At 65.0% G+C, this 15,540-nt stretch carries 13 protein-coding genes, 1 tRNA gene and 1 pseudogene; 7 read left to right on the forward strand and 8 right to left on the reverse strand.

The features are described from left to right. The first annotated feature begins 44 nt into the window (after positions 1-44). From ABZT93_RS31945 to ABZT93_RS31965, 5 genes are all read left to right on the forward strand, one after another. On the forward strand, positions 45-326 hold the full coding sequence (locus tag ABZT93_RS31945; protein WP_356111241.1) for an acyl carrier protein: 282 nt from the start codon (positions 45-47) through the stop codon (positions 324-326). Beyond that, positions 319-1,542, forward strand: coding sequence for a beta-ketoacyl-[acyl-carrier-protein] synthase family protein (locus tag ABZT93_RS31950; RefSeq protein WP_356111243.1), 1,224 nt, complete (start codon positions 319-321; stop codon positions 1,540-1,542). The genes ABZT93_RS31945 and ABZT93_RS31950 overlap by 8 nt, the downstream gene beginning before the upstream one ends. Next, entirely contained in the window at positions 1,539-2,681 is a 1,143-nt protein-coding gene (locus ABZT93_RS31955) for a beta-ketoacyl synthase N-terminal-like domain-containing protein (protein WP_356111245.1), read from the forward strand. The genes ABZT93_RS31950 and ABZT93_RS31955 overlap by 4 nt, the downstream gene beginning before the upstream one ends. Positions 2,682-2,696: 15 nt before the next feature. Continuing rightward, positions 2,697-3,266: a sigma-70 family RNA polymerase sigma factor gene (locus tag ABZT93_RS31960; RefSeq protein WP_356111247.1), complete on the forward strand. Its 570-nt coding sequence runs from the start codon at positions 2,697-2,699 to the stop codon at positions 3,264-3,266. A 1,584-nt stretch (positions 3,267-4,850) separates the two neighbouring features. Then, positions 4,851-6,869 (forward strand): pentapeptide repeat-containing protein, encoded by a 2,019-nt coding sequence (locus ABZT93_RS31965; protein ID WP_356111249.1) that lies wholly within the window; start codon positions 4,851-4,853, stop codon positions 6,867-6,869. A 373-nt stretch (positions 6,870-7,242) separates the two neighbouring features. Here the strand turns inward: ABZT93_RS31965 and ABZT93_RS31970 are convergent, their stop codons facing one another. The 3 genes from ABZT93_RS31970 to ABZT93_RS31980 all read right to left on the reverse strand — a co-directional run bounded on the left by ABZT93_RS31970 (position 7,243) and on the right by ABZT93_RS31980 (position 9,849). Further along, positions 7,243-7,683 carry a hypothetical protein gene (locus ABZT93_RS31970; protein ID WP_356111250.1) on the reverse strand — a complete coding sequence of 147 codons (441 nt, stop codon included), beginning with the start codon at positions 7,681-7,683 and terminating at the stop codon, positions 7,243-7,245. A gap of 558 nt (positions 7,684-8,241) precedes the next feature. Beyond that, positions 8,242-8,676: an RDD family protein gene (locus ABZT93_RS31975; protein ID WP_356111251.1), complete on the reverse strand. Its 435-nt coding sequence runs from the start codon at positions 8,674-8,676 to the stop codon at positions 8,242-8,244. Positions 8,677-9,549: 873 nt separating this feature from the next. Next, positions 9,550-9,849 carry a hypothetical protein gene (locus ABZT93_RS31980; protein WP_356111253.1) on the reverse strand — a complete coding sequence of 100 codons (300 nt, stop codon included), beginning with the start codon at positions 9,847-9,849 and terminating at the stop codon, positions 9,550-9,552. A gap of 574 nt (positions 9,850-10,423) precedes the next feature. On the opposite strand from ABZT93_RS31980, the gene ABZT93_RS31985 reads away from it, so the two are divergent. Next, positions 10,424-10,738, forward strand: a complete 315-nt coding sequence (locus ABZT93_RS31985) for a hypothetical protein (RefSeq protein ID WP_356111255.1) — start codon at positions 10,424-10,426, stop codon at positions 10,736-10,738. A 125-nt stretch (positions 10,739-10,863) separates the two neighbouring features. Here the strand turns inward: ABZT93_RS31985 and ABZT93_RS31990 are convergent, their stop codons facing one another. The 4 genes from ABZT93_RS31990 to ABZT93_RS32005 form a co-directional block, all read right to left on the reverse strand. Continuing rightward, complete coding sequence (locus ABZT93_RS31990; RefSeq protein WP_356111257.1) at positions 10,864-11,301, reverse strand: VOC family protein; 438 nt, start codon at positions 11,299-11,301, stop codon at positions 10,864-10,866. Positions 11,302-12,231: 930 nt separating this feature from the next. After that, the gene (locus tag ABZT93_RS31995; protein ID WP_356111259.1) at positions 12,232-13,272 is read right to left on the reverse strand and encodes a hypothetical protein; all 1,041 of its coding nucleotides are present in this window, start codon (positions 13,270-13,272) and stop codon (positions 12,232-12,234) included. Between the two features lie 211 nt (positions 13,273-13,483). After that, positions 13,484-13,792, reverse strand: coding sequence for a hypothetical protein (locus tag ABZT93_RS32000; RefSeq protein WP_356111261.1), 309 nt, complete (start codon positions 13,790-13,792; stop codon positions 13,484-13,486). 865 nt (positions 13,793-14,657) lie between these two features. Next, positions 14,658-15,032 (reverse strand): hypothetical protein, encoded by a 375-nt coding sequence (locus ABZT93_RS32005; protein ID WP_356111263.1) that lies wholly within the window; start codon positions 15,030-15,032, stop codon positions 14,658-14,660. A gap of 160 nt (positions 15,033-15,192) precedes the next feature. Here ABZT93_RS32005 and ABZT93_RS32010 point away from each other — a divergent pair. Then, positions 15,193-15,348: pseudogene (locus ABZT93_RS32010) on the forward strand (integrase); the annotation flags it as partial. Positions 15,349-15,395: 47 nt separating this feature from the next. Here the strand turns inward: ABZT93_RS32010 and ABZT93_RS32015 are convergent. Next, positions 15,396-15,469 (reverse strand) — tRNA-Thr (locus tag ABZT93_RS32015). Positions 15,470-15,540: the final 71 nt, after the last annotated feature.

Genomic DNA, 15,540 nt, shown 5'->3' on the forward strand with positions numbered 1-15,540 from the left:
GCCTGCGCACGTTAGACCCCCACCTATCAGCGAAGGGAAACGTCATGCCTCAGACCAGCGAGAACCTGATCCAGACAGAGCGGCTGGAGGCCCTGCGGACCATCGTCGTCCAGGTGCTCGAGCTCGGACCGGACGAGCTCACGGAGACCAGCCACTTCGTCAACGACCACGACGCGGACTCTCTGCTGGCGCTGGAGATCCTCGCGCGGATCGAACTCGACCTCGGGGTTTCGATCCCGCAGGAGGAGCTGCCGGAGATGGTCACGCTGACCGCCGTCTACGACGTCGTCGCCCGCAACGCCGGCTGGGAGATACCGAATGCGTGACACCACCGCACGCCGGGTCGTGGTGACCGGGCTCGGCGCCGTCAGCAGTCTGGGTATCGGTGCTCATACGTTCGCCGCCGGGATTCGTGAAGGCCGCAGCGGGGTGTCACCCATCCGTGGGTTCGACGCGAGCGGCTTCCCCCACACCATGGCCGGCGAGGTCCACGACTTCGAGCCTCGCAGCGTGCTGCGCAGCCTGGACCCCGAACAGTGGGGCCGTAGCGGGCTGTTCGCCGCATCCGCCGCCCGGCTGGCCCTCGAGGACGCGGACCTCGACCCCGCCCTGGTGGCCGAGGCGCACACCGGCTCGGCCATCGGCACGACCAGCGGTGAGTCCGCCGTCATCGAGCAGCTCACCGAGCAGTGGGTCAAGGACAGCTTCAAACGGCTGGACCCCACCGCCATTCGCAAAGTGCCGGCCAGCCAGATCGCCACCGCGGTCAACGCCGAGCTGGGGCTGTCCGGGGAAGCGCAGACCATTGCCACGGCCTGCTCCGCGAGCAACTACGCACTCGGGTACGCCTATGACATGGTGCGCAGCGGTGAAGCCGACTTCATGTTCAGCGGCGGTGCGGACTCCATCAACCGGTGGGCGCACGCCGGGTTCTTCCGGCTCGGCGCACTCGCCGAGTCGGTCTGCCGTCCGTTCGACGCGCACCGCAGCGGAATCCTGACCGCCGAGGGAGGCGTAGCCCTCTTCCTCGAGCCTTACGACCATGCGGTGGCCCGGGGCGCCAGGATCTACGCCGAAGTGCTGGGGTACGGCGTCAACTGCGATGCCCAGCATCCGGTGTCCCCCGATCCGAGCAGCATCGCCGAGTGCATCCGCGCCGCGCACCGCAACGCGAACGTGGAGCCGGAACAGATCGACTACATCTGCGCACACGGCACGGGGACGCCCACCAACGATGCCACCGAGGTCAAGGCCGTGCGGGAGGTGTTCGGGGACCGTCTGCCGCCGATCAGTTCGATCAAGTCGGCGATCGGTCACACCATGGGTGCGGCCAGTGGTTTCGGTGCGCTGATGTGCTGCCTCGCGCTGTACGAGGGGTTCCTGCCGCCGACAGCGAACGTCACGGAGACCGACCCTGCCCTGGGTCCGGGAGTGGATCCGGTGCCGGGCACGGCGCGGCCGGCTGCCCCCCGCATCGTGCAGAACCACGGATTCGCCTTCGGCGGGAACAACGCCATCACCATCCTGGGAAGGGCGGCATGAGCACCCTCACTGCACCAGTGACCACCGTGGCGCCCCTGCTCATCACCGGTACCGGGGTACTGTCCGCGGCCGGGCAGGGGCTTCGCACCCTGCAGCCATCCCTGCCCTCGGGCGATGCGCCGCGGGCGGACCTTTCACAGATCTCCGACGATCTGCCGCCGATCGCGCTGCACGCCGTAGCCGATCTCAACGCCGAGGAGTACCTCGGCGGCAAGGGCATCCGTCACCTGGACCGCACGACCAAGCTCGCTCTCGTGGCGTGTGCCAGGGCGCTGGCCGGGCTGCCCGTACCGCTGGCCGAAGACGACAAGCCGCGCACCGGCGTGGTGATCGGCACGAGCACGGGCAGCATCCGCAGTTCCAGTGAGTTCTCCCGGGACACGCTCGTCCAGGACAAGCCGTACCTGGTGCGGGCCAACCTCTTCCCCAACTCGGTCATGAACTGCTGCGCCGGGCAGATCGCCATCCGCTCCAAGCTGCGCGGGGTCAACGCGACGATCGCCGGGGGCCGGTTGTCGAGCCTCAACGCGATCCGTTACGCCCGCAACGCCATCGCAGGCGGCCACGTCGACCGAGCGCTGGTGGGGGCCGTGGAGGAACTCTGCCCGCAGTCCGCCTGGGGATGGCACTTGTCCAAGGCGCTGTCGGGCGGCGCCGCCGTGGGCGAGGGCTGTGCCGTGTTCATGGTCGAACGACCCGAGGATGCGGCCGCCGCAGGCCGCCCGGCGTTGGCACAGGTGCTGGCCTGTGAGGTCTCGTCAGCGGGGGTCGGTGTGCAACAGGGCAGCCTCGCCGCCGCGTTGTCACAGTGCATCGAACGTGCCCTGCGGCGCAGTGAGGTGTCCGCCGACCAGGTGAGCGCCGTGTCATTGGGATGCAGCGGCCATGTCGGTCTCGAGCGCATCGAGGAACGGGGAGTGGCCGGGGCTCTGGGCGCACTGCCGGACCGCACGTTGCGCATCACCCAGCGGCTGGGCGAGACCTTCAGCGCCAGCGGTTCGCTCCAGCTCGCCGCGCTGCTTGCGGCCTGGCAGGAGGAGTCGGGGGACGGCGAGGTTGCCCTGGTGACCTCGGTCGGCACGGATGGGAACGTCGGCTGCCTGGTGGTACGCAGCCCATCCGCCCGTCTGTCCGGCTGATCCGGGGAGCCGGACATGGCACATACTGCCCCTGCCGACGCCGACGTGGCCGAACTGGTGACCACTTGCCTGCGAGGGGATCAGCAGGCTTGGGTCCGGCTCGTCGACCACTTCACACCGCTGGTGTGGACGATCGCCCGCTCGCATCGCCTCTCCCCCGCCGATTGCCAGGACGTGTACCAACTAACGTGGCTGCGGGCCGTTCAGTACCTTCCGCAGCTGCGCGAGCGCAAGCAAGTGGCGGCCTGGCTCGCGACGACAGCCCGCCGGGAGTGTCTCAAGCACATCGAGCGCCATCAGCGTCTCGTTCCGGTCGGCGACAGTTCTCTGTTCGACACCTGTGCACGAGAGGTGGAGCATCCCGACGAACAGGCGCTGCGGCGTGCCGACGCCTCCGAAGTCCTGGCCGCTTTCCGCCGGTTGCCCAGTCGTGACCAAGAGCTGCTGGGCGTCCTGATGGCCGATCCGCCACCGAGCTACGACCAGGCCAGCCGGCTGCTCGGGCTGCCGCGCGGGTCACTTGGCCCGCTGCGGCAGCGCGCCCTGGGCCGACTGCGGGGGCTGCTCGCCCAGCCCGTCCAATGAATGAGCCTGCTCAGCCGGCCCGCAAGGTGTCGGCTGAGCAGGCTCATTTCGTCATCTCTGTACCTGACACAGAACGAGAGGATCCATATCGCCGACCGGGAACGGGAGAAGGTGCCGGTGCGCATCACCCGCCGCGCAGCATCGCCACCGCGCTCGGGCAGGTGCAGGTCCCCCGGCCACCCGGGCTGTGACTCCGAAGGTGACCGACTGGTGCCGCCCTGGTCCACATCGACGGCTTCCGGCGACCACCCGAGACGGGGCGCAGGTTGACCGCGCGTCCACAAGTTTCGTTCCCCTGTGAACCGCCAATTTCGCGGTCGACCGGGAGCTGGTCTACACGCTCGGCCACCACATGGCCGAACCGTCACTGTCTGCGAACAGACCCACGCATTGCGATGCACAAAGCACACGTGCCCGATTGCCCCGAATTCCAAGGTCAACGAGAACAAGAAACCCCAGGTCAGATCCCTGACCTGGGGTTCACCATGGAGCCGCCTTCGGGATTCGAACCCGAGACCTACGCATTACGAGACCATGAGCGATCGTGTTGCCTGGTGCTCCGTCGTGACGCGTGGTGACGTCCTTCCTGATCAGAGCAGGTGCAACAGGTTGGCCCGGGCCACCCCGTGATGCACCGTCCAAAGGCGTCTGTCCACCGGCTGTCCACCGGTGGAGTCCTCGCCGACCCGCCAGTGAGACTGCCGCTCGACTGTCAGCACCGCTGCTGAGTGGTCGGGGCGACGAGGTGACGGCGACGTAGGCGAGGCGGGCTTCGGCGTCGTCGATGTAGCCAGGCAAGGGGTCACCGTTCCCATCCGACTCTTCTCAGTCCATCGGCTCGGTGACCTATGTAACGGCCAACGCTCTCTGGACGACTCGCACGCTCCACGGTTGGGTCAGCACCGGCGTGCAGTGCAGCCCCCGTTATGCCTTTGTGCCGTGTCGGGACGAGCCGGAACGCAATGCCTCACTTCCTGTCAGCTGGTCGCTCCGACGGGGCAACTCGGGCAAGCTGGAAGTGCTCGAAGCACCGAAGTGCGATCTCCCTACAACCCACGCCCTCAGGGGCTCGATTTGTTGAGGAGATCAATCCATGGATCCGTTTGCGCTTCTGCTGATCGCCATCATCTTCATGATTGTGCGCGAGAGGTGATAAGCACGGATGACAGGTGCTGAGAGCACCGCCGAGGGCCCTTCCGGGGGCCCTCGGTCATGTGGCCGACCTCCCCCACCCGATCTCGCGTACCTCGACGGCTCCGGCATGCGACATGTGCTGGATCCACCAGCGCGAACCGAACCCCTTGCGGATCTCTTCTACGCTGCCGGGGACGCGTACGTCCGGCCATGTCCGGAGATCCGCGTGCACCAGCTCGACAAGATCGAGCGTCTCGCACCGAGCCTTGGCCGCCGGTAAACGGGGCTACCGATAGAAAGCGCTGACCTGGGTCTTACGGAGGTGGCCCTTGTGTAGCGACCCGCGATCGGATCGCCACATTCCCGGCGAGATCGACCGCTTCGCCATACGAGTGGTGACCTTTGAGGAAAGCAGGCAACCGAGAAGCTCGCCCGGACCGTCATTGGAGCATGACGTCTGCAGCGCCTGAGCCATCCCGCACTCCGCCCCCATGGTCGCACTGTGGCCGGGACGCAACGCCGGAGAACCCTGTCGGCTGCCGAGGCATACGTGTCAGCGGATACGCCGAGTGCCTGGCGCATCTGAATGATGCCGACCGCGTCGCATACCTGGCGATTCTGGCTCCCGGCTCCGACATCGACCACCGTGGTACCCCCTTCACCGAAGCGCTTCTGGACCAGCTCCTCAATGCCCTGCGCGGTCCCACGAGGAGCAATCCACACCTCGGCGCTGCCTGGTTCAATGAGGCGTCCTTCTCAGGCACTGCCCCGTTCACCAGGGCCTCCTTCTCAGGCACTGCCCGGTTTACTGGTGCGTCCTTCTCAAGAACCGCCCGGTTCGACAGTGCTTCCTTCGCCAACGACGCCAGGTTCAGCAGTACGCACTTCTCCCACCAAGCTCGGTTCGACAGTACGACCTTCGCTGGCACCACCCAGTTCAACAACGCGTCCTTCTCAAGCGATGCCAACTTCAGCAGAGCATCCTTCGCTGGCACCGCGGGGTTCGACAGGGCTTCCTTTTCCGGCACCGCCGGGTTCGACAGGGCATGCTTCTCCCTCGGAGCCAGTTTCGACAGTGCGTCCTTCGCCGGCAGCGCCCAGTTCGGCAGTGCGTCGTTCTCAGACAGCGTCGGGTTCAACCATGCATCGTTTGATGGCCACGCCGGGTTCCGCGCGGCAACGTTCGCGGGCATCGCGAGCTTGCACGGGGCAACATTCGCGGATACCGCCGAGTTCACCAAGGCGTCCTTCGCCAGTACCGCCGCTTTCGACGGAGCATCCTTCGCTGGCACCGCGGGGTTCGACCGGGCCTCCTTCGCAGGCCCCGCCGAGTTCGTCGGGACGCGCTTTGAGAGCGAGTCACACTTGGGACCACTGGTGTGCAGTCAGCAAGTGACCTTGGACGGGGCGTGGTTCGGTGTGCCCGTCACAGTGGAGATAGCAGCCCGCGAGGTGCGCTGTGCGCGTACGCAATGGGCTTCGGCCGCTACGCTGCGCCTGCGCTACGCGGAACTGAACATGAGCGAAGCGGTCCTGGAGTACCCAATGACGGTCACAGCCCGCTCCACGCCGTTTCCAGGCCCCTTCGGTGAGCCGTTGCCGGAGAATGGGCTGCAGGGCCTCAGTGACGGTGTACGTCTAAAGTCCGTAGCCGGCGTCGACGCCGCACAACTGGTGCTGCATGACATCGATCTCAGTATCTGCCAATTCGCTGGCGCAATCCACCTCGACCAGCTCCGTGTCGACGGCTGGTGCACCTTTGCCGAAACCCCCACCGGCGGCCCGTGGTACCGGCGCCCACTGAGACCGTGGAGTGCGCGACGGACCCTGACCGAGGAGCACCACTGGCGCACTCAGTCTGCCCGGCAGAACCGCGCCCGCGGTTGGATGCCCCCGCCAGCGGGTGTCGCTGTTCTGAAGCCAGCGGCGCTTGCAGCCCTGTACAGGCAAGTGCGCAAGTCGCTCGAGGACGGAAAGAACGAGCCGGACGCCGCCGACTTTTACTACGGCGAGATGGAGATGCGCCGCCACGACACCACCCGGACGGCCAGCGAACGGGCCCTCCTGACGGCGTACTGGGCCCTTTCGGGCTACGGCCTCCGAGCACTGCGCGCCATGGCATGGCTAGTAGTAGCCATGACGGCCACCATACTGGCGCTGATGCTCTGGGGCATGCCCGCCGAAGATCCGAAGCCAACCATTACCGGTCGTCAGGTTGCGATCGGGCAGGACATCACCCTGACCACAGAAACCGCCGATCCGGTCAACCCCACTGGACCATGGCCCTCCCGGCTCACCACCGAACGCTTCGAGAAGGCCCTGCGCGTGGTCATTAACTCCGTCGTGTTCCGCTCCTCTGGCCAAGACCTCACCACGTCCGGCACCTACACCGAGATCACCTCCCGCGTCGCCGAACCCATCCTGCTCGGTTTCGCGGTCCTGGCCATCCGCAACCGCGTCAAGCGCTGATCGTCCGCCGTCCTCACACCTACTGGTGAAGAGGCAGAATTTTCTGCCGACGCCGGCCCTGGACTACTGGCGGGAGGGGGTGCACTATTCCCCGCCATCCTGCCCGGCAGAGGCCGGCACGGTCGGTCCCGGCGCAGGCCGCAGGCGGTCTTCGCCGACCACGGTTGCGGCCATGATGCACCGCGACCAGGTGCGGGCAACCGTCGGATTCTGCCGGTCATCGCCCGTCGCGGCACACCTCACGGCAGCGGCCTTGGCGTCTACCGTTCCTGCTGCCTGATCACCTTGCAAGAGTGGCTGCTCGATGCACCTTGGCGCCGGCAACTAGCCATTCTCCGTCGAACAGGGCCAGCGTCTGCCTGACGTCGTTGAGTCACAATGCCACAACAGGTCCCCATTTTGTGGGTGCGTTTACCCCTTCAGTAGCTCGCGGAAGATTCCTGAAGTAGGTGCTGGGGTATTCGGTTTCGCCGGACGCAAGGCTGAGGCCATAGCCGTTGAAGATAGCTACGGAACGCGTAAGGCAATTGTCGATGAGTAGATCATAGTTGCGGGCTTGCCCCTCTTTCGCCTCGCGAGCCGCTGCCACAGGATCCATCCATGCCTTTGGCCAATCGAGACAGCGGTATTCCGTATAGTGCCCTTTCACGGAAGTCGGAGGTGATTTAAATGAAGAAAGAACGTTCTGCCAGCTGCCAGTTCGAATCCAGTTGTTGTCTGCGGAGAATTCTGTCCCACCGAACTCCCAGCGATCGCCAGTTGTCGTACGGAAGGCCCACCCCACATGGCCCACTTCTTGTCCGATGACTGACACAGGAGCATGGAACAAACAGACGCGCCCACCTGAAACTGTTAGTACGCTGTGGCGTGTGACGTTCCGACCGACGCCAAACCCTACGTTGACGGCATTATCGTACGGGCCTGCTGAGTCCTCAGGAGCCGTACTGGGAGAGTAGATAGCGTGGTAACCAGCTGCGAAGGTGTGGCCCTCGCGGTAGGAGTAGATACTTCTAGCGTTATTGCCGACTTTCCATGAAAGGTCAAGACTCGCCGATCCCCCAGCAACCCGAACCAGCACTGCGTATCGAATCGTCTCCCCCGGAGAAAATGTACTCTTCTCGTGTCCCGCAGAGTCATACGTAAGCGCACGTTCAACGCTTACGTTGACCCCCGGCGAAGTATGTCCCGATACGGGGGCAGAGAGAATGGAAATAGCTATCGAGACAATAGCCGCCAAGACTATGCGCCGGTAGCCAGTCATGAGACCTCCGCACAGTTCCTTGCCCTTTTGCCACAGCGATAAGCAGAAGGGTCTTCCCCGTCGACGACAGATGACCTTTGATCGTCGAGATGCGGACGACAGCGCTCGTCGTCATCCACCTCTGGCGTCGGGTGGGGCGCCCCAGTGCGACCGCCCATCTTCCCCTCCTGCGGTCGTACTGTCCTGGCGCTGAACAGGGCGGAGCAAGCCTTGCCGGTCGCTGACGACTAGCGTGGAGGCTAGTTTGTCCCACAGTTCCTGCCGGTTGCGGTCCCAGAACAGCCAAAAATAGAGAATGAAAAATGTGAAGGTCGCGAGAATTGCGACGATCGTTTTCGCGATGAATTCACGAAAGAACATCCGCCAGAACCGAGCAGCGATCGGTTCCCCGATGTGGACTACTCTCATTTGGAGTAGTTGCTTGGCAGGCGTCTGCCCCTGCGGGAAAAGGAAGAGCGCCCAAATGAGCCACCCGATCCCTGCTGTGAAGACGAACAGGACCCCCTCCAATAGATATCCACCAAATCGAAGGCCGATGGTGGACAAGGGGAGCCCTTTGGGAAGGAAGAGGACCTGCCCGCAGAACTGACAGGAGAGTTCGCCTGTTGTCACCTGCCCGCATACAGGACAAGCGGTAGGCGCCGGAGGGTGTGTGTAGCCCGGTCGACTCGGCCATTGGACTGGCTCGGGCTGTTCGTCAGTTTTCCGGTTTTCTATGTCGCGATCTGGATTCTCAACCATGATCGACATCTCCCCAGGGTGTCAGGTCGTCATGAGGTGAGGGAGACAAGGGCCATGGTTTGACGGCGAGTTGCTTGTCTCGGCGCTATTCTTTGGATGTTGTGCCGTATTGGGGCGGCCCAGCGGCGCGGGGCACCGAGCAGGCCGGGCGCCCGGTTCAGGACCACACTGCCCCGGGACCGTCAACAGAAGGGAGCCCCTGGCGCGTTGACCCAGAAGGAAAGGAACGACCAAGTTTGGGCTCCGATGCGCCCGTCGACGACGATGGCCTGATTTAGGTAGCACTGGGCTTGTTGGACTGCTGGCCCGGATGACCCTAGGTGAAGGCTCGGTCGGCTATTGGTGTAGTTGCATACATCGTCCGGTCCCTGAGTCACGAGGTTTGTTGGACGCTTCAACTGGTGTGCGGCCGGGTGCTGGTCACCGCGGCGGTCGCAGAAATGCTGTGCGATGCCGCTAAAGCCGGTGCTCCTGCAAGGGAAATGGGAAGAGCCAGGGCCGCTGCGGCGGTTAGCACACGTCGCATCCTGATCACCTCCGGGGAGGGTGGCCTCTTCTCATCGTGCGCTTCCCTCACCCGGGCTGCATCTCGGGCAGGGCTGCGGCGCTGTGTGCATGCGCACCGAATTTACTGCTCCACTCGTGTCCGTCGAATCTGGTGTTGCGAACTGTTCGCGCTTACCGATGCGGTGCAGGGTGCGACGGGCTCGTGAAGTCGCCGGTGGGCCTGATACACGTGCTTGAACACCGCGCTGGCGACGGCGCGTTGTACGGCGGCATCCGGTCTGCCGTCCGGGCGGCGAGGTATGCGGCCCAGTCGCGTTTGGCGTAGGCGACCCAGCGGAGCGCGGTGTGGTGGTGCATCCCGGTCAGGTGAGCGAGGATCGGGCTGGGGAGATCAGCGGCGAGGGCGGCGGCCAGTGCCGCGTTGCGGGCGGTGCGGACCGGGATGCCGTAGCGGCCCAGCTTCTGGGTCATGCCGTGCGTCGAGATGGGCTTGCCCGGGCCCATGCCCGGGAATAGCCACCGAGACCCTGGGCGGACTCGCGAGAGCCGCGGCCACAGCTGGGGCTGTTCGGCGAGATGTCGAAGGAGTTGGGGGAGTCGCGGCCGCAGCAGGATGGTGTGGCGGCCCAGCTTCAGGTGTGCGTGCTCGTCGCCGAACTTGAGGTGCTCAGGCGTCAGATGGCAGAGGCTCCGGTGGACGGGGCGAACAACAGGGTGATCGCGTCGGCAGCCCGGACGTCCGTAGGTAGCGCATGGTCGGTGAGACGGCGCTGGAGGAGGGGCCATCGATCGTCCTCGTCGAGCAGGTTCTGGGGCTCCTGCCTCGGGATGGAGGGGACGGGCAGTTCGCGGGTGAGCCGATGGCTCGTGGTCCATCTTAGGAAGTGGCGGATCAGGTAGCGCCGTTGGCTGGTGCCTCCGACGATCCAGTCGTCGATGTGTTCCTGGGCGAGGTCGGCGAGGGGCAGGTCGCGTTCGTCTATCGGGCCAGGAAGTCCAGAGCGACGCTGACGCGGCGCCCCAAGTCGCGGTCGGCGGAGGCGGGATGGCGCCGGGTGGCGGCACGTTGGCGGGTGCGTCGAAGCAGGAACCAGTTCAGGAACGGGCGGGCGAGGTTGGCGTGCGCGGCCGGCTTGCCCGCGAGTTCGTGCTCCAGTCAACCGATGACGCGTTCGAGGTCTTCGTTCCGCTCGTCCAAGATGCCGGTGTGGACAAGGAGTTGGCGGATGTAGCGTTGGTTCCGGCTGGGAGGGAACTCGTCCAGCAGGTCGTGGGTGAGCTCGTGTCCTTCGGCCGCGAGCCAGGCAAGGAGCTTGGTGTTCGGGCTCTGCTTGATCCACTGGATAGCGGTGAACGGTGAGGGAGCGTCCGCCAGCGCGGCAGCGAGCGGTTTCAGCTGTGGGGTAACCGTGCCGTCTGGCCCGGTCCGGCACGCAGCTCCGCGGCCGACCATGCCGTGTCGTGAGCGCGGCTCAGCGGCCGGGCTCACCCGGGGTGCTGGTCGTCCTGCACGTCGTGCAGGGAGGGGGCGTACGAGATCCCGACGATCAAGCCGTCCGCCGTGAGAAGCCTGGCCACCGTCTGACCCCACGGCTCGGTGCGGGCCTGGTGCACCAGCTCGAAGCCCGCGCGCTGCAGCTCGGCACCGGCGGCGGTGACGGCTTCCGCGTTCGCCACCTCGAACTCGATCGACGCCTGCGGGAGAACCCGGTCGGCGGGCCACTGGGCCGTGCCGAAGCATGCCTCGGCCGCCTGCGAGAGCGGCCACACGCCGAAGTGCTTGCTGCCGGGAACGCTCCCGCTGGAGTAGTAGCCGTCGCCCTCCCCCTCCAGGGGAAGGCCAAGAGCCTCGATGAACAGCTTGCGGCTCAGCGGCGGGTCGGCGGCGACCACCGCCACGCTCGTGATGAACAGCACATCCATGCCGGTGGCCTCACTCCCTGCTGCGACAGGACTGCCAGGGCTGGAGATTCGGCCTCGCCGGCACCGCTCTCAGCGGCCGGATCCCGTACAACGTATCCGCCTGCTGCCCAAGTGTCGGGCTGCGCCCGGCCGGGCTCAACCGGTGCCCCCGAACGAGCCCGGGAGGGATGTGACTGCCGATGCCGGGCGAAGTGGCTCCAGGGTGCCCGGCATGGAGTTTCGAGGTGACCGCGAAAGCCTGGCGGCCGAGGTACAAGCTGCCCTTGAGCGGGGGTGCACCGGTTCGCGGACGAGGCTGCTGAGGTCTCTCGCGGCGGGCAGCGCGGGCGCCAACAGCGACATTGACGCCGAGTGGATCGTCCCCGACGACCAGTTCGTCGCCTGCCTGGCGCAGGTAAGCGCCGTCCTGCACCCGGTACACCCCGTGGCAGGGGTACGCAGCGACACTTCCTTCATTCCGACCGCCGCCGCCTGCTGTTCGTCCGTTTCGAACAGCTGCCGCTGTTCTGGCGGCTGGACTTGTCGGTGCGCGCGCAGTCCGTCGCCGACGACGCGGACTACGACGTAGGCAACCCGGCGGCACAAGCCCGCGAGGGAGAGTGGTCGCGGTTGGCCGGCGCCCTGGCCAACGCGGTCGGCGCCGTCAAAGCTGCGGCCAGGCACCCGCACGGGCGACGCCCGCGGGCTCGTGGACCGTGGCTTCGCCCGCAACAGCGAGGCCGATGTGGCCACCGGAGCATGGCCCGATGACATCAAGCGCCTCGCGCGGGCCGCAGCCCGTCGCGAACCGCATGTTGGGTTGACTCCTTGGCAGCCGTCCTACCGGGGGGAACATGTTGCGGCGCTCCCGTGGCCGGGCAGGCTCACGGGGCCAGAGGCGACCGTCGTTACCCAGACAGGTGGCGCAGTCCTGCGGGGTATAGCCACCCTCTATTCGGGAACCCCACAAGACGGGGTGGAGAAGGTCGCCCAGTCACGTTCTCCGGCAATGAACGTTTCAACGACACCATCGCTTATCCCAAACCTGATCACTTTTCCTGCAAATTCTGGTGCGGATGGCGCGAAGACAAGCTCTTCACCTCCGTAGTCAGGGGTGACGACTGTGATTTGCCCGGCGTAGGTGTCGATTACATCTCTTCGAGTGCTGCCTACGTGGATTCCCGAGCGTGTCAGGACCGTTCTCGCTGACGGTTGGACGTAGATGGCCACGAGGTGATCAGATACAAAGCGTAGGTAGAGTCCCTCCGGTCCCCCTTCCACAGTGAAGTCTGTGCAGAACCTCTCGCGGTTCTCCTTCCCCGGAATCGGCGCACCGATCACATTCGCTGCTTCCTCACGACTCATGCCCAACTTCAAAGGGCCCATCCCGTTGACGGTGATACGTTCGCGGGTCAAGTCAATACGACCGGGAGCCTCCGACGCCGCGCCACGGACATGTGTCACGAACTTCTTGCCATCCCAACTCCAGTCGAGATGGCGCAGGCTGGACGGGGATCCATGAGAATCTCCGGGCCCGTAGAATTTTAGATCAGCAAGTATACGGTCATCGCTGATCGATACGGATCCTGGCTGATATTCGGGAGGAAGCCATTTCCCGCCACTCAAGTGGGGAATGCGGGCTATCTCACGTCCGTTACTGGATCGATAAACGCGCAACTCTTGCGTGAAGAAGTTGCTCGGTTGGGGACTGCAGTAGAACAGCACAGCAGTGACGCTCCCGAGGCTCGATATTTTCCCTTGGGTGATCCGCTGCAACCCCACCTCCCAGCGATCATAGTCCCCAATTCCTGCCCCACGCGCGACGCCCCTACCATTGCGGACAACTACCTTGACTGGCTTATCGACGGTGTCATCGCAAGTGATGCGGTAATTTCGGTTCCTCCAGTCAACAGTCGAAACCGCTACTTTGTGCGCGTCCGCTTCCGACCACCCCCGGAAGCTGCTGCCCTGCGGCACTTCCCGCATACTCATTGGCATAGCCACGGTCGGTCCGCCCATCAACACGCAGGCGGCACCCAACGCTACACAGGTGAATCGCCGGGAGCTTCCCCACATAAGTCTTTCCTTCCGGCAACGAGGGTCAACCTACCGATCCGAAAGTCATCTCGTACAGACTGCTCCGCATCTCGGTCTGACGACTGGCGTTGCAGCGCGGCTCTTCTGCTGACGCTGGCCGACGCATCTACTTGGTGTAGAAGCAGTCCCAGGCATCTTCAACAGTCTTCCCATACACGTTGAACACCCGGTCGAGAGCGGACTCATCGAACTGCGACACGCAGACATCATCCATAGGGATTCCCTGCACCCTACTCCTCGATGAATTCGCACAGAACCACTGGTAGGCCGGGTACGAGGCACGTGCGTACTTGATAAGCCCCAGCCCTTTGGACCCACACCATTCCTTGAGGTCGGGAGTTCCTGCGTACGACCCATAGTCGGCGCATTCCCAAGCTGTGTAGGTGCCGCCCATGGTGGCGAGACGATCCGTCACCCTGACATCGGTATAGGTGTCTTGACAGGCCTGGGCAACGAAGTTGTGAATTTCCTCTCGCGGGCGAAAGGTCTGAAGGCTTCCGTCTTCATTGACGCACCGGATGGAGTACGCAGTTTTCCCAACCGTAGTCACACCCCCGGCGTAGCCCTGTTCCTTGCAAGCCGCATCGAATGCTTGTCGCGACATAGGATGGAGCACATCGGGGTGCGGCCTCTCCATAGTCGAGCCATTTCCTGCTGCCGACTGAGACTCTGATGCAGCCGCGAGAGGGAGGTAAGGGCTAAATGCGAACGCCGCCACAAATACGGCAGCAAGGGAAAATGCGCGCCGAGGCACAATAGCCTCCCGAGGAAACAGAGAAACTGAGGCTTCGACCCATTCTCAGCTCCCACCCCGCCGAAATCATCCCCTCAAGTGACTCTAAGGCATCCCATGCGACCTCGCACCCGGACACTGTGCTCGTGCGTACCTCCTACGGCCAGGTTGTTACAGGCCGCGCCGCAGCGCCCGCGCCATAAAGTTATTGGGCCGGGTGCCGGGATGCCGGGCGTAGGCAGAAAACACGACCCGGCCGTCGATCTCGAACCGCAGCGCCCTCTCTCGGCGCGGGCGTATCAGGTGGGGCCTGGTGCCGTCGAGCACGAACCGGACCGCTGGGTGGTCGCACACGATCACGCCCTCAAGGCGCCGGGGCGCTTCCTGAACCTTCCTGGACCTTCCTGGAGATGTAGGAGCCCATGGACCCGGCGCCTCCTTCTCTGCGATCTCCGCCACACGTGCGGTGCGCTGGCTGATCCGCCGGTAGGCGATGCCGCCCCGGGCGCGCAGGAGTCGGGCGATCCGGCCGGCCTCAACTCGTACCTCAACACTCACAACTGGCCACCTCCACAGGGCACTTACAGCCGAGCAGGGCGATCGTGACGCGCTGCTCGACGCCGATACAGCCGCCCTGCGGGCCGAGGGTCTGCTGACGGCCGAGGATGTACGGTCGGCCGCGCCGACGTCCTCGTCTTCCGGTGGCGGCTAGGCAGCAGGTGATCGCGTTGAACACGGCGACGGCGTCGATGTAGGTGGCCCTGGCCGCCGCTTCGAGTTCCTCGCATGACGGCGGGCAGCCTTCCTCGGTGGGGCCGGGCTCGCAGCGCAGCAGCGTCACGACGAGTTCGACGGCCGTCGACAACGGGGGCGTGCAGCCGCGTACGTTCTGCGTGTCGTGTCTGCCAGTGCGACCTTCCACAATCACACGGCCGCCCGAGCCTTCACATGCGTCCGCATCTGAGTGCCGGCGGGCCCATGCAAGGGGTGGCGTCCGCCCACGACGTCCGGGGGGGCGCCCTCACGGGTTGATGATCTCGCGATGGGGGGTTGCACATTCGGCAGCTGCACCGCAACAAGCCCGCAGCCGCTCGCACCTCTCGAAGGACGCCATGCGTCGTATGGGGGACGCCTTCCTGCCCACCCCGGAATCTGCGCCTGCGCCGCCAACTGAGACTGGAACTGAGACTAGGGACAGTCGCGCGGCCCGCGCGCGGCGTCGTCGCCGCATCCGGTAATAGCAAAAGCCCCAGGTCACGGCGAGTGAGTCCTGAGGCTTCCACAGAGCCGCCTTCGGGATTCGAACCCGAGACCTACGCATTACGAGTGCGTTGCTCTGGCCATCTGAGCTAAGGCGGCGCGCTGTCCGCACCATGGTGCGGTCAGCAACGTCGGTAAGTCTACACAGTTTCGAGGGGTGCTCCGCACCA

Origin of the sequence: Streptomyces sp. NPDC005303, assembly GCF_040607335.1 — a bacterium.
Lineage (GTDB): Bacteria > Actinomycetota > Actinomycetes > Streptomycetales > Streptomycetaceae > Streptomyces.